15 protein-coding genes, 1 tRNA gene and 1 pseudogene are annotated in these 13761 nt (G+C 69.9%); 5 read left to right on the top strand and 12 right to left on the bottom strand.

Translation table 11 applies throughout. The annotated features are described in order from the left end of the window. Nucleotides 1–23: 23 nt before the first annotated feature. Nucleotides 24–1394 (bottom strand): aldehyde dehydrogenase family protein, encoded by a 1371-nt coding sequence (locus BJ958_RS24350; RefSeq protein ID WP_179729381.1) that lies wholly within the window; start codon nucleotides 1392–1394, stop codon nucleotides 24–26. 173 nt (nucleotides 1395–1567) lie between these two features. Between BJ958_RS24350 and BJ958_RS24345 the strand changes: the two genes are divergently transcribed. Together BJ958_RS24345 and BJ958_RS24340 are read left to right on the top strand one after the other, a co-directional pair. Further along, nucleotides 1568–2980 (top strand): NAD(P)/FAD-dependent oxidoreductase, encoded by a 1413-nt coding sequence (locus BJ958_RS24345; protein WP_179729380.1) that lies wholly within the window; start codon nucleotides 1568–1570, stop codon nucleotides 2978–2980. 433 nt (nucleotides 2981–3413) lie between these two features. Next, nucleotides 3414–3743: a helix-turn-helix transcriptional regulator gene (locus BJ958_RS24340; RefSeq protein ID WP_179649403.1), complete on the top strand. Its 330-nt coding sequence runs from the start codon at nucleotides 3414–3416 to the stop codon at nucleotides 3741–3743. A 398-nt stretch (nucleotides 3744–4141) separates the two neighbouring features. Here BJ958_RS24340 and BJ958_RS24335 read toward each other — a convergent pair whose 3' ends face one another. From BJ958_RS24335 to BJ958_RS24330, 3 genes and pseudogenes are all read right to left on the bottom strand, one after another. Then, nucleotides 4142–4300: a hypothetical protein gene (locus BJ958_RS24335; RefSeq protein WP_179729379.1), complete on the bottom strand. Its 159-nt coding sequence runs from the start codon at nucleotides 4298–4300 to the stop codon at nucleotides 4142–4144. Between the two features lie 202 nt (nucleotides 4301–4502). Further along, nucleotides 4503–4844, bottom strand: a pseudogene (locus BJ958_RS29370) (nuclease-related domain-containing protein); the annotation flags it as partial. Between the two features lie 152 nt (nucleotides 4845–4996). Beyond that, entirely contained in the window at nucleotides 4997–5395 is a 399-nt protein-coding gene (locus tag BJ958_RS24330; RefSeq protein ID WP_179729378.1) for a hypothetical protein, read from the bottom strand. A gap of 135 nt (nucleotides 5396–5530) precedes the next feature. On the opposite strand from BJ958_RS24330, the gene BJ958_RS24325 reads away from it, so the two are divergent. Then, on the top strand, nucleotides 5531–5860 hold the full coding sequence (locus tag BJ958_RS24325; protein WP_179649397.1) for a helix-turn-helix domain-containing protein: 330 nt from the start codon (nucleotides 5531–5533) through the stop codon (nucleotides 5858–5860). Nucleotides 5861–6277: 417 nt separating this feature from the next. After that, complete coding sequence (locus BJ958_RS24320; protein WP_179729377.1) at nucleotides 6278–7450, top strand: tyrosine-type recombinase/integrase; 1173 nt, start codon at nucleotides 6278–6280, stop codon at nucleotides 7448–7450. A gap of 85 nt (nucleotides 7451–7535) precedes the next feature. Here BJ958_RS24320 and BJ958_RS24315 read toward each other — a convergent pair. From BJ958_RS24315 to BJ958_RS24280, 8 genes are all read right to left on the bottom strand, one after another. After that, nucleotides 7536–7611, bottom strand: a tRNA-Ala gene (locus tag BJ958_RS24315). Between the two features lie 52 nt (nucleotides 7612–7663). Next, on the bottom strand, nucleotides 7664–7954 hold the full coding sequence (locus BJ958_RS24310; protein ID WP_179729376.1) for a hypothetical protein: 291 nt from the start codon (nucleotides 7952–7954) through the stop codon (nucleotides 7664–7666). Between the two features lie 44 nt (nucleotides 7955–7998). Then, nucleotides 7999–8883, bottom strand: a complete 885-nt coding sequence (gene sepX, locus BJ958_RS24305; protein WP_179729375.1) for a divisome protein SepX/GlpR — start codon at nucleotides 8881–8883, stop codon at nucleotides 7999–8001. 73 nt (nucleotides 8884–8956) lie between these two features. Further along, entirely contained in the window at nucleotides 8957–9601 is a 645-nt protein-coding gene (locus BJ958_RS24300) for a GNAT family N-acetyltransferase (RefSeq protein WP_246319096.1), read from the bottom strand. Further along, entirely contained in the window at nucleotides 9598–10086 is a 489-nt protein-coding gene (locus BJ958_RS24295) for a MogA/MoaB family molybdenum cofactor biosynthesis protein (RefSeq protein ID WP_179729374.1), read from the bottom strand. The genes BJ958_RS24300 and BJ958_RS24295 overlap by 4 nt, the downstream gene beginning before the upstream one ends. Continuing rightward, on the bottom strand, nucleotides 10083–10562 hold the full coding sequence (gene moaC, locus BJ958_RS24290) for a cyclic pyranopterin monophosphate synthase MoaC (RefSeq protein ID WP_179729373.1): 480 nt from the start codon (nucleotides 10560–10562) through the stop codon (nucleotides 10083–10085). Before moaC ends, BJ958_RS24295 begins: the two co-directional genes overlap by 4 nt. After that, the gene (locus BJ958_RS24285) at nucleotides 10555–11754 is read right to left on the bottom strand and encodes a molybdopterin molybdotransferase MoeA (protein WP_179729372.1); all 1200 of its coding nucleotides are present in this window, start codon (nucleotides 11752–11754) and stop codon (nucleotides 10555–10557) included. Before BJ958_RS24285 ends, moaC begins: the two co-directional genes overlap by 8 nt. Next, a complete protein-coding gene (locus tag BJ958_RS24280) occupies nucleotides 11747–13138 on the bottom strand; it encodes a UTP--glucose-1-phosphate uridylyltransferase (protein ID WP_179729371.1) in 1392 nt (463 codons plus the stop codon). The genes BJ958_RS24285 and BJ958_RS24280 overlap by 8 nt, the downstream gene beginning before the upstream one ends. A 29-nt stretch (nucleotides 13139–13167) precedes the next feature. Here BJ958_RS24280 and BJ958_RS24275 point away from each other — a divergent pair, with 29 nt between their 5' ends. Beyond that, nucleotides 13168–13761 carry a 5-formyltetrahydrofolate cyclo-ligase gene (locus BJ958_RS24275; protein WP_179729370.1) on the top strand — a complete coding sequence of 198 codons (594 nt, stop codon included), beginning with the start codon at nucleotides 13168–13170 and terminating at the stop codon, nucleotides 13759–13761.

Genomic DNA, 13761 nt, shown 5'->3' with positions numbered 1-13761 from the left:
GTCAGTGCAGCTCGCCATCGCACTCACGCCTTCCGAACGAGGCGCTTGTTGACGAACTCGTCGACCCCGAGCCGCCCCAGTTCACGCCCGTACCCGGAGCGCTTCACGCCGCCGAAGGGCAGCTCAGGAGCCTCCCCGTGCGCCAGGTTGATCGTCACCATTCCTGTCTGCAGCCGGTCAGCAACACGCTCTGCTTGCTCGAGGTCGGCTCTGAACACGTAGGCACCCAGCCCGAACGGGGTGTCGTTCGCCAACGCGATCGCTTCCCCTTCGCTGGAAACGCGGTGCAGAACGGCGATCGGCCCGAAGACCTCTTCGTGGTAGATGTCGTTGTCCGCAGTGACGTCGACCAAGACGGTCGGAGCGAAGAGGTTCCCGTCTCGCTGCCCGCCGACGAGGACCCGGGCGCCCTGCTCGAGGCCTCGCGCAAGTTGGTCGGCGAGCCTGTCCGCCGCGACAGTCGACGAGACCGGACCGATCATCGTCTCCTCGAGGCGCGGATCGGCCGGACGTAGCTGATCACTGCCGAACAGCTCGACCAGCCGGGCTGCGAACTCGTCGTAGATGTCATCGTGCACGATGTATCGCTTGGCCGCGTTGCACGCCTGCCCCGTGTTCTCCAGCCGGGTGGTCGCCGCGTGGTAGACCGTGGCGTCCAAGTCGCCCGTGCTGAAGACGATGAAGGGATCGGACCCGCCGAGCTCCAGCACGACCTTCTTCAGATTTCGACCCGCGACCTCTGCGATGGCGGCGCCCGCGCGCTCAGATCCCGTCACTGACACTCCCTGGACATCGGGATTCTCGAGCAACGAGACGACCTGCTCGTCGGAGGCCAGGATTGTCGAGTACACCCCATCGGGTGCGCCCGCGTCTTGCATGACCTGCTGCATGGCCGCGGCCGACTCGGGGCATTGGGGCGCAGGCTTCAACAGGACCGAGTTGCCGACCAGAACGTTCGGCGCCGCGAATCGAGCCGCCTGGTAGTACGGGTAGTTCCAGGGCATCACACCGAGAATGACTCCTAGCGGTGCACGTCGGAGGAGCGCTTCTCCCCTTCCGTCGCGCACGAGGATGGGCTCGTCGGCCAGCAGGTCATCGGCGTTCGTCGCGTAGTACCGGAAGATGCTGGCCGTGAACTCGATCTCGTGAATCGCCTGGGCGATCGGCTTGCCCATCTCCATGACCGAGATCTCGGCGAGATCACGGCACCGCTCCACATACAGGTCGGCAACCTTGGCCAGCAGCCCGGAGCGGTCAGCCGATGTCGAACGTGCCACGACCGGAACCGCGCTCGCAGCTTGCGCGACGAGGTCATCGAGCTGGCGATCATTGATGCCTGGAAACCGACGATGCTCGCACCCAGTGAACGGGTCAACGACGACGTACTGCGACATGGTTCGGCCTCTCGTAACGGTGTCCGGCACAAGCAGCGATACCGGGTGCGGGGAACGTACAACACATGTTGTACTTCCTCAAGGGGTGCCGGTCCGCAGAGAGCTCGACCGCGTGCTCGAGTTCCCCGCCACGTCCATCGACACACCGCTAGACACACTTTGAGGAGCGCATCATGCCGGGTCCATTGCAGGAGACCGCCTACGAGAGGAACGCCCCGGATGCACGGGTCGTCCGGGAATCGCTGGCGACGACGAATCGAGGGGTGTTCTGGATCGAGGACGCCGGCCAAGACGGACCCGCTCTGGTTCTCACATCCGCCACGACCGCAGACCTTGCGATCGTGGGAGGTGGGTATCTCGGCCTATGGACTGCGGTCCTCGCCAAGCGCCGCAACCCTGGCCAGAAGGTGATTCTCCTCGAAGCCCAACGAGTCGGATGGGCTGCGTCGGGCCGCAACGGCGGCTTCTGCGAAGCCTCCATCACCCACGGCGAGGAGAACGGCCGCGCACGGTGGCGCGACGAGTACACGATTCTCGAGCGTCTCGGGAGAGACAACCTCGACGAATTCGAGAAGGACCTCGGCGACCTTGCCATCGACTGTCAGTGGGAGCGAACCGGCACCCTCAGGGTTGCCGTCGAACCCCACGAGATCCCGTGGCTCGGCGACAACCACCTCGACCAGGACTCGGTCCGCAGTCGCATCAACAGCCCGCTGTTCCTGGGCGGGAGCCAGGAGCCGGACGGGTGCGCGCTCGTCCACCCGGCTCGCCTTGCCAACGAGCTGGCTCGGGTCGCGCGGCACCTCGGCGTGGAGATCTACGAACAATCGTCTGTCACAGGCCTCTCCAGTCGTTCGACCGGCAAGGTTCGACTCGAAACCGCACGCGCCGTCGTGACTGCCGACCGGGTGGCGCTCGCGACCAACGTTTTCCCGTCGTTGCTGCGCCGCAACCGGCTCATGACGGTGCCGGTGTACGACTACGTCCTGATGACCGAGCCCCTCAGTGCCGACCAGTTGAGCTCCATCGGCTGGAACGACCGCGAAGGCCTCGCCGACATGGCCAACCAGTTTCACTACTCGCGACTCACCGCCGACAACAGGATCCTCTACGGCGGCTACGACGCCGTCTATCACGCGGGCCGCAAGATCCGCGCGACCTACGAGGATCGGCCTCACACCTACGAGAAGCTCGCCTCACACTTCTTCGCGACCTTCCCGCAGCTCGAAGGCCTCAGGTTCAGTCACCAATGGGCCGGCGCCATCGACACCTGCACACAGTTCGCCGCCTACTACGGACTCGCGCGACAGGGACGCATCGCCTACGCCGCCGGCTTCACCGGCCTCGGCGTCGGCGCCACCCGCTTCGCCGCCAACGTCCTGCTCGACAAGCTCTCCGGAGAGCGAACCGAACGCACCGAGCTCGAGATGGTCCGCAAGAGGCCACTCCCCTTCCCGCCCGAGCCCGCAGCGGCCGCCGGGATCAACCTCACCAGGTGGTCCCTGAACCGGGCAGATCACCAACAAGGACAGAGGAATGCCTTCCTGCGCGCGCTGGACGCCGTCGGCCTGGGATTCGACTCCTGAGACGAAGCCCACCCTCGCTCCGGAGAGCGACCTCACAGGTTGGTTCGAACGAGCGCCGGAGCCGGTGCCCGAGTGCCCCTCTCGGCGTAGCAACTCGGAGCCCACGGCTACGTCAGGCTCTGCTGATGTGCGTCTCCAACCAATGCAAGGCGCACCTCGCCATGACGGCCGCAGGCATCCGAGCCCGACGCCCGCTTACACAGGAATCCTGACATTGCTCCCGTCGCCCACGCGCGACTGATGAAGTGCCACACACCTCTTGCATTCTCGGCGCGGAAACGTCCGGCGTAATGCCTGCGAGCATCCGGAGCTGCCGCGTCCCCCTTTGCCGGCGGAAGTTTCTCGCCGCGTAGTGATCGCTCGAGCGGCTGGCGATGTCTTAGGAGACCAGGAGGGGTGCATCCAGCACCCACGGGATCAAGACGGGCACGCGATGAGCAACAACGAGTACAACCTCGAACAACCAGCCCTTTGGGACGAACCCACACCGGAGTCGACACGGACGCGCTGCCGCACGCGACCCCGCCCTGAGGCCGCTCCCCCACCCCAGCCGACCGTTCCCGCGAACCCCCAACCCCACTCCGCCGGCGAGCGCCTCTGGACAGCCATCGACGTGGCTGCGTACCTCGGTGTACCCATCAAGACCGTCTACGCCTGGCGCAGCCGAGGACGCGGGCCCAAGGGATTCCGCGTCGGCAAGCATCTCCGCTGGCGGGTGGCCACGGTCTTCGAATGGTCGCTGGACCAGGAGCGGAACCAGTGATCATCGAGAAGGCCTGTCCCCGATGCGGCCGGCCGTTCTTCGTCTCCGATCGGCCGAAGGCCGGCCGCCCTCGTCGCTGGTGCAGCAGTGCCTGCCGGAGGCTTGCATCCGAGGAACGTCGTGCTGCTCAAGCGGGCCGCACAGCGATCACCTATGTCACCGAGCCGGTGAGCATCGAGCAACACGTCAGCGCCGTTCTCGACTCCCCCAGTGCCTGCCGACGCGTCGTCCGAGAGCTCAACGACCGCAGTGCTCGGGGCGAGCTCGTGGACGCAAAATGGAGCTCAGTCTCGGACGAAATCGCTCGCCTCCGTCGGCCGGACACCGGGAGTCGCTGGGTTCGTTGAAGCAATCTGCCGGACGTTTCGCGCGGCGCGATTGGCTCCGCACGGCCACCCTCACGCGCGCTCTGCCGCCCGAAGTTCCGCTGCCTTGAATGCCGTCGCGCGGTACGCCGCCAGCTGCTCGAGCAACTCCTTGGCCGCGTCCGGCGGCACTGGCGGCCCCTCGAGCTGGCGGAGCCAATCGACGAGCTTGCGACCATCCACGAACCGCACGCCGTCGACCTCCCGACCGTCGTTCACTAGCTCCCGCGCCGCACCCCCAGAGCACCACGGCGGCGTCCACGGTCACCGGTTGCGCGCGCGCCCGATGCTTCGCTCCGCGCTCTGACTTGAGCATGGATCTGGCGAGTCCCTGTGCCCTGATCGCTGCCTTCTTGGCGGACGCGGTCATCTCCGCAACAGCGTCCGCGTCGATCGAGCCGCGCCACTTGGAGTCCAGTACGACGATGCCACCCGAGCGCGTGACAACCACGTGGTCGAGGTCGCCACCCTGCAGCGTGATGCTGTCGACCCACCCCCAGACGAGCCGTCGTCGCTTCGCCTTCTGCAGCTCCGACCGCGTGTTGTCCTCACCCCATGCACCCCTGAGCTGCCATATCGCAGTTGCCTCGTGCGCCAGGAACGCCGAGTTGACGAGGTGCAGAGCCGCAGCAACGAGGCTGGCTTGGAGGAGTCCGATGACGTACCACCGGACCGGTAGCTCACTAGTAGCCAGGGGCACCGATGTCAGTGCCGCCACAAGGACGAACCCGGCCATCAAGAAGGCGACGATGCCGAGGTTGCGGCGCAGCCAGCGGCGCCGCAACCGCTTCAGTTCTCGTCGCGGGAAGGGCTGAAACGAACGCATATGACCTCCTCGGCCTCTGCACCATGGAAGCCGATGTGCCCGCTGCTCGTCCGGGGAATCGGTCAGTACGGCGGTTCTCGATGCCGCCGTCCGGCTGCTTCGGCGGCGGCTCGGTGCTCAGCACACAACACCTCGACCACCCCGCAGATCGCGCTCCTCTCGCCAGGTTCCCCGCAGACCTCACAGTTCCTGCTCGCCGCTTCAGAGGCCGAGCCGACGATCGCAGCGAAACGATTAGCAAGTTCGGGTGACGACGGCTCGGCATCGAAAACGAGCGCACCACCGGTGCGGGCAATCGCAAAGAGGCGGTAGCCCGGATCGAGGGCCGCCAGCGCCCGATCGAGCTCTTCAACGAGCGCAAACCAGCCTTCACCACACCGCATCGCATGCCCGGTCATCGTCATGCGCGTCACCACTCGCCCGGGAAGGGCGTCAACTTCGCACTCCTTGTCTTCTTCCATAAATGGAAGATACGCCGAAACGCCCGGCCCTTCATCGCCATCCACAGGTCCAGATCGACCATCCTCGCGCCGTATGTTTGACCGGTGCCGAAGCCTCCGTCGACCATGCCCCGGGACCTTCTCGAGGAGTCCGTCATGTTCGGCCGGCCAGGCGATGTCACTTGGATTCAACCGACGACGCCCGCGGCGTACGCGAGCGCCCGGGCAGCCGAACTGCAGCACCACTTCGTGGTCGAGACGACCGATCGCTTGGAGCGGCTCGGACGTTCGAAGTCCTGGCTGGAAGAGCGCTCCGGGATCGCGGCGGGACGCCTCAGCAAACTACTTCGCGGGTACGCGCAGCTCACTTTGAGGGACGTCGTAGCCATCGAAGGGATCCTCGGCCCGATGTTGACCGAGTTGGCGTTCTCTCCGTTCGAAGTTCGGGACTCGAGCCTGCAGGCGCGCTTTCAGCAAGGGCAATAGCGGCGGAAGGCCCCCAGCGCATCGGCAGCCGCCGAACCTTCCGCGCAGTTCGAACGATCCCCGGATGTGTTCTGCGCGTCATCGATCCTCAGCGGGCCCGAGCATTGCAGGAGATTCGCCGCCGGCATCTGATCGCTCAAGCGCCCATCCATTCCTTAGGTGACTGTCAGGTGTCTCGGGCGGCGGTTGCCGCTCTCGGAGTCGGAGGTGACCAGATGGAAACGGTGGAGGAGATCCTCACCAGCAGCGAGGTGGCTCGGTGGATCCGGGTGTCGGAGTCGACGCTGTGCCGGTGGCGGCAGCGTGGAATGGGGCCGCGGGTCACGTGGATGACGTCGACCTGTCCGCGGTATCGCCGCAGCGACGTCGAGCAGTGGCTCGCGCGGGCGTCCTGAGCGACAGACTGCGAATACGGCCATGATCGAGAAGACCTCGGGCGGCCGGTTCCGGGCGAGGTTGAAGAGCGGGCGGCAGTTCGTCGCGAGCCGCACGTTCGACACGAAGCGTGAGGCGAGCGACTGGCTGGCGAGGGAGAAGGCTGCGCTCGACGGGGGAATGGATCCTCGTGCCGGGCGGCGGCCGGTCCGGACGCTGCTCGAGGAGTGGTTGGTCGTTCGGGAGTTCACGGTGGCGGCGAAGACCTACCGCAGCGACCAGGCCTTGCAGCGGTTGGTGCCGACGAGCATGCAGGCGATGCAGGTGGGGGCGGTCTCCGAGCGTGAGGTCGCGCGGTCGTTCGAGACGCTGATCCAGCGGGGGCTCAGCGAGCGCTCGGTGATCCGGTACCGCGCCAGCCTGTCGACGTTCTTCGCGTGGTGCGTGCGGGAGAAGGCGGTCGTCCGCAACCCGGTGACCGCGGCGAAGGTCCCGCGGTCATCGGAGGAGCCGACGGAGATGCGGCCGTGGACCGAGGCCGAGCTCGAGGCCACCTACGACCGCTGGAAGGCCCGGGATCCGCACCTGGCCGACGCGCTCCTGGTGCTGGGTTGGACCGGGATGCGGTGGGGTGAGGCTCGGTCGGTGCTGGTGGAGGACGTGGTCGGCATACCCACACCCGGGTTGCTGGTGCGGCGCTCGCAGACCGAGGGCGGCGCGGTCAAGGCCACCAAGGGCCGCCGCGGTCGTCGGGTCCCGGTGGCCGATCGGATCCTGCCGATCGTCCAGCGCATGGCGGACGGGAAGGAGCCGACCGATCTCCTGATCACCACCGGCGGAGGCGCTCAGCTGCATCGCACCGCGGTGCTGCGCACGGTCAAATGGGACCAGACCGCGGGCGGCCGACGGATCCACGACCTCCGTCACACTGCCGCATGCCTCTGGCTAGCACGCGGCGTCGACCCGGGCACCGTCCAGGCGTGGATGGGCCACGAGTCGATCGCGACCACAAACCGCTATCTGCACTTCCTCGGCACCTCAGCGGACCAGGCAGGCCTGGATCGCCTGAACGACCCCAGCCGCGGTCCCGCGACGAAACCCGACCTCGAGAGCGAGGCCTCAGACCGCCTCCGTCGGAGCACCCGGGAGGCGGTTCGCGGCGCCCCCGCGGGCCGGGGGTACGCCGGGGGTAAGCGGGACGGCCCACCGTGGTGAATCCCGTCCGTGGAAGTCCCAACGCAGCAGAGCCGAAAACGCAAGAACCGGCAGGTCAGAGGCGACCTGCCGGTTCTTGCTGTGCTGGTGGAGGTGAGGGGATTCGAACCCCTGACCTTCTCATTGCGAACGAGACGCGCTACCAACTGCGCCACACCCCCAAGCGAGGAGAAACGGTAGCACCCGGGTCGTGCGGGTTCCGAATCGGGATGCTCAGTTGCGGTCCTCGTCGGCGTGGCCGGCCGGTCGGGGCTCGTCGTCACCGTGCGGACCGCGGTCGACGTTCGAGCTCTCCCGTGGCTTGGGCGGGTCCTCGAAGGTCGTCGACTGGCCGCGGGCGGACTCGCCGTCGAACGGGCTCTCGTCGATCCCCTCCTGGGGGTCGGCGCTCTGCGTGTCCGGGGAGACCGCGGTCGCGGAGTCGGCGTACTTCTTCTCCTGCTCGCGCGTCTGCTGGGCAGCCTGGCGGTCGGCGGCGGTGCCCTGGTCGTCGTGGTGGGTCATGGTCGGGCGTTACCCGCGACCGGACCGACGAGCCGGGAGGAAAGTCAGCTACCGGTGGCGCGGTGCTGCTCGGCGTCCGAGGCCGCAGCGTCCTGGGCGCGCTGCGCGTCGGCCTCGCGGGCCAGCTGGGAGTCGGCCTCGTTGCGGCCGGAGCTCCAGACGCCCGTGGAGTCGAGGTCGATCGTGCGGACGGTACGGCCCGCCGGGGCCTTGGCGACGTACGTCGGCAGCGGCACCGGCACCGGCGTCCACCCGCCGGCCTCGGGGGCCGCGGGCTCGCCGGCGGGCTCCTCGAGGACCTCGGCCGCGACGACCGGGATCTCGTCGGTGTCGTCGCGCAGCTCCTCGGACGATCCGGCGTCGGCGTCCTGCGCACCCACCGCGTCCTCGGCGGCGAGCTCCTCGTCGGCGAGCGTCGTACGACGCTTGCGGACCGTTGCGGAGCGGGCGGCGCGCTCGCGCTTGACCATCAGGCGACAGGCGACCAGCCAGGCCGCCATCAGGATCACGGGCGCGGCCAGCCAGGACCAGGCGAGGACCTTGCCGATCGCCAGGGCGGCGACGACCACGATGGCGAGCAGCAGCAGGTTGAAGACCCGCCGGCGGCGCGCGGCGGCGCGGCGCGCTGCCGCGGACTGGCGCAGTCGGCGCTGGACCGGCGACTCCTCGGCGGGGCGGGTGGCACGCGGCGCAGGGGTGGGCGCCGCGGGCTCCTCGTGTCGCAGCTCCTGGGCCGGCCGGCCGGTCGTGACCAGCTCGGCCTCGGTGGACGACACCGCGTCGCGTCGGGCGAGCACCCGCAGCCGTTCGGAGAACCCGTCGACCGAGCGGCTGGAGGCGTCCTCCTCGTGACGCCGCAGCGCCATCGGAATGAGGTACACCGCCCACGCCACGAACAAGGCGACGAAGATCAGCGAGCTCAGGTCCACACCGAGAGGTTAGGAGCGCTACCTCAGTGCGGTGCGCATGTCCATCGGTGTGTCACAGATTGATTCGTGTGACTCATGTGATTTGACGGTCGAGGCGGACGAGGACGCCACGGGGTGCCTCCTCGCGCGTGACGGCGAAGATGCGGTGGTCGCGCCACTCGCCGTCGATGTGGAGGAAGTAGGGCGCATAGCCGACCTCGCGGATGCCGAGCTTCTCGACGACCCGCAGCGAGTTGGAGTTCTCGGGCCGGATGCAGATCTCGATGCGGTGCAGGCCGGCGAGGAAGAAGCAGTGGTCGATGACCATCGCGACCGCGCGCGGGATCACGCCTCGGCCGGCGAACTGCTGGTCGATCCAATACCCGACGGAGGCGAACTGCGCGGAGCCGCGCACGATGTTGTTGACGCTGACCTGGCCGGCGAAGACGCCGTCGACCTCCACGACGAAGGGGTACGTCGTCCCCCGGCGCGCCGCCTTCCGGAGCCGCTTCACCAGCGCGCGGAACGAGGTCGGGCGGGCGTCGGAGCCGGGCGGCGCGGTGGCGTCCCAGGGCCCGAGCCACACGGCGTTGCGGCGCCGGGCCGCGCGCCAGGCACGCGCGTCGGAGCGGGCGATGGGGCGCAGGCGGACGACGGGGTCGGTGCCGGAGATCAGCTCGTTGGGCCAGGCGCGACCGGGTACGCCGACGATCATCCGCTCGCGAGGGGCGTCACTCAATGGTCGCTCCCGACGATCTGCTCGACCGCGTGCACGAGCACCGGCTCGAGCACCGCGAGCGCATCCTTCACCCCGCCACGCGAGCCGGGGAGGTTCACCACCAGCGCCTGCCCGGACACGCCCGCGAGGCCACGGGACAGGACGGCGGTCGGGACGCCCTTGGCGACACCGGCGGCGCGGATCGCCTCGGCGAGGCCGGGCACCTCGCGGTCGAGCAGCGGGCGGGTCACCTCGGGAGTGCGGTCGGTCGGGGTGAGGCCGGTGCCGCCGGTGGTGAGCACCACGCGCGCTCCGTCGGCCACGGCCGCCGAGATCGCGTCCCCGACCGGCTCGCCGTCGGGCCGGACGACCGGTTCGCCCACCGCGAAGCCCCACGAGCGCAGGGCGTCGACGATGAGCGGGCCGGTGGTGTCGTCGTACACGCCGGCGGCGGCGCGGTTGGAGGCGACCACGACGACGGCTGGAAGGCCTCGGACGTCGGTCATCGCGACCAGTCCCCCGACTTGCCGCCCGTCTTGGTCTCGACCCGGACGTCGGTGATGACGGCGCCCTTGTCGACGGCCTTGACCATGTCGACCACGGTGAGCGCGGCGACGGACACGGCGGTGAGCGCCTCCATCTCGACCCCGGTGCGGTCGGTGGTCCTCACCGTCGCGGCGATCTCGACGGCGTCGTCGGCGACGGTGAGGTCGACGCTCACCCCGGAGATCGACAGTGGGTGGCACAGCGGGACGAGGGCCGGGGTCTGCTTGGCGCCCATGATTCCCGCGATCCGGGCGACGGCGAGCGCGTCGCCCTTCGGCACGCCCTCACCTCGCAGCAGCCCGATCACCTCGGGCGAGACCAGCACGCGGCCGGAGGCGGTCGCGACCCGGTGGGTCACGTCCTTGGCCGACACGTCGACCATCCGCGCCGCGCCCGAGGCGTCGACGTGGGTCAGCCGTGCCTGCTCGTCAGCCATCAAGGCCCTCCTGGGGTCGTGGGTGCAGGGCGAGCACCTCGAGTGACGTGCCCTCGGGCACCAGCCTCCCCGAGGGAGGTACGACGAGCAACGCGTCGGCCGCGGCGAGCAGCCGCTGCGAGTGCCCGGCGTGCCCGGGCAGCGGCCGGACGGCCCCCGAGGCCTCGACGACCGCGGGCAGCAGCACGGTCCGGTCACCGGCCTTCACCGCCGTCGCGAGGGGCGCGGTCACCGGCTGCCAGGGCGTGCCGGCGAGCGCGTGGAGCAGCGGGACGACGTACAGCAGGAAGGCGGCGTAGGCGGCGATCGGCGTCCCCGGCAGCGTGACGACGGGGACCCGGCGGCCGTCGGAGGCGACGAGCACGCCGCAGCCCTGGGGGCGGCCGGGCTTCATCGCGACCGGGCCGAACCAGAAGGCGGGATCATCGCGCAGCGCGGCCTTGACGACGTCGTGGTCGCCGGCGGAGATGCCGCCGGTCGTGACGACGACGTCGGCAGCCTCGGCCGCCGCGGCGAGCAGCGTGCGGAAGCCGGCGAGGTCGTCGGGCGCGGGTCCGAACGCGGCGGAGTCGGCGCCGGCGTCGCGGCCTGCGGCGACCAGGGTGGGCGAGTTGCTGTCGGGCACGTGGCCCTTGACCAGCTCCGCGCCGGTGGAGAGGACGGCGAGCCGCGGGCGGGAGCGGACCGGGACCGTCGAGGCGCCGACGGAGGTGAGCAGACCGAGCTGCGCCGGGCCGAGCCGGACCCCGGCGGCGAGGGCGACGTCGCCGGCCCGGACGTCCTCACCCTCGAACCGGATGTGCCGGCCGGCGTCCGCGCGCTCGCGCACCTCGACCGGGTCGGTGCCGGAGGTCCACTCGAAGGGCACGACCAGGTCGGCCTCGGGCGGGACGGGGGCACCGGTCATGATCCGGATCGCCGTGCCGGGCGCCAGCGGGGTCACCTCGTCGCCCGCGGCGACCGCGCCGGTGACCGGGAGGGACACCGGGACCGCGGCGACGTCGGCGGCGCGGACCGCGAAGCCGTCCATCGCGGCGTGGTCGAACGGCGGCACCGACAGGTCCGCGACCACGTCGGCGGCCAGCCGGCGCCCGAGCGCGTCGGCCAACGGGACGACCTCGGCGTCCAGCGCCCTGACGCCCTCGAGGACCCGTGCCCGGTGCTCGTCGACCGAGCAGGCCGGGTCAGTCATCCGACCCCGACAGCACCTCGCCGGCCGGGACCCGCTGGGCGCTCTTGGCGTCCAGCTCGACGGCGCCGACGACCTGCACGCCGTGGCCGAAGGTCCAGTCGCCCTCGACCTTGAGCGCGGTGGCCTTGGCGAGCGACGGCGCGCCCTCGGGGAACCGCTTGTCGAACTCGCCGACGACCTTGTAGTGGTCGGCGTCGAGGTCGACGTACGGGACGTCGGCGGCGACCTGGGTGAGCGCGAAGTCCGCGCCGATCTCGTAGACGTCGGAGCGCAGCACCAGCAGGTCGTTGGTGGTCTTGACCGGGATGAACCGGTCGCGGCCGACCTCGATCAGCCGCGCCCCGTCGAAGACCTCGATCGCCGCACCCATCGCGGTCTCGATCTGGACCACCTCGGGCGAGCCCGGGTCGGCGGGGTCGACGTGCTTGACGTTGCGGATCAGCGGCAGGCCGAGGATGCCCTCACGGCCGTCGAGCACCGCCTTCATCGCGTGCAGGTCGAACCACAGGTTGTTGGTCGAGGTGAACCGGTGCCGGTCGAGGTCGGCGAGCGCCGCCTGGTCCTCGGGCAGGGTCTGCGCGGTCTCGCGCAGCACGATCCGGCCGTCGGCCTTGCGGCGGGCGAAGTGACCGCCCTTGCGGTCCGAGGCGGTACGGCGGACCGCCTCGATCGCGAACGGCGCACCGGTCGAGGCGAACCAGCCCGCGACCCGGGGGTCGGGGACGGCTCCGAGGTTGTCGGAGTTGGAGACGAAGACGTAGCGGTAGCCCTGCTCGATCAGCCGGTCGAGGAGGCCGGTGCCGCGAAGCGCGGTGTAGAGGTCGCCGTGGCCGGGCGGACACCACTCGAGGTCGGGGTCCTTGGGCCAGCTGACCGGGGTCAGGTCGGAGGTCAGGAGCTTGGGCTCCTTGTTCTGCAGGAAGTCGAGGGGAAGTCCGTCGACAGCGAGGTCCTCGTAGCGGCCGAGGGCGTCGAGCGTGTCGGAGGACGTCCGGAAGGAGTTCATGAACAGAAGCGGCAGCCGGACGTCGTACTGCTGGCGCAGGTGCAGGGCCTGCCGGGCGATGATGTCGAGGAAGGACAGCCCGCGGCGCACGCACAGCAGGGACTTGGCGCGCTCCATGCCCATCGAGGTGCCGAGCCCACCGTTGAGCTTGATCGCGACGGTCTTCCCGATCGCGTCGGCCGCGACCTCCTCGGAGACCTCGACGTCGGCGAGGCTCTCCATGTCGACCGGCTCGATGCTCGACTCCGGGATCATGCCGGTCTCGCCGTGCTCGAGCAGTCGGTAGTAGTGCGCGAACGTCTCGATCGCCACGGGGTCGACCCCCGCGTCGAGCATCTTCGCCCGCGCCTTCTCGAGGCCGCCGCTACGGCCACTCATACCCATACTGCCGATCGTAGGCTGGTCCGGTGACAGGTCCACAACCGTGCCACGGAGCGGCCAAGGTCGCGGCCCGCGACCAGCTCCTGACCGCCCGCCGGCGCCGCTCGCTGACCGACGTCGGAGCCGCCGCGCGGGCCATCGCCGACCACCTCCTGGCGGCTCCGGAGGTACGCCGGGCGGCCACCGTCGCGGCGTACGTCTCGGTCGGGACCGAGCCCGGAACCACCTCCCTGCTCGACCGACTGGTCGACGCCGGCAAGCGCGTCGTGCTGCCGGTGCTGCTGCCCGACAACGACCTGGACTGGGCGGCGTACCACGGCCCGACGTCGCTGGCGCCGGCCCGGCGCGGGCTGCTCGAGCCGGTCGGCGCGCCCCTGGGCCTCGACGCGGTCGCGACCGCCGACGTGGTCCTGGTCCCCGGCCTCGCGGTCTCCCGCGAGGGGATGCGGCTGGGCCGCGGCGGCGGGTCCTACGACCGCGCCCTCGCCCGGGTGCCGGTCGGCACCTTCACCTGTGTCCTGCTGTACGACGACGAGGTGCTCCCCGACGTCCCCGCCGAGCCGCACGACCGGCCGGTCTCCGCGGCCGCCACCCCCGGCGGGGTGCTGCGCTTCCGTTAG

The sequence above is a fragment of the Nocardioides kongjuensis genome, from assembly GCF_013409625.1.
GTDB lineage: Bacteria > Actinomycetota > Actinomycetes > Propionibacteriales > Nocardioidaceae > Nocardioides > Nocardioides kongjuensis.
This window is presented reverse-complemented; position numbering and strand designations above follow the sequence as displayed.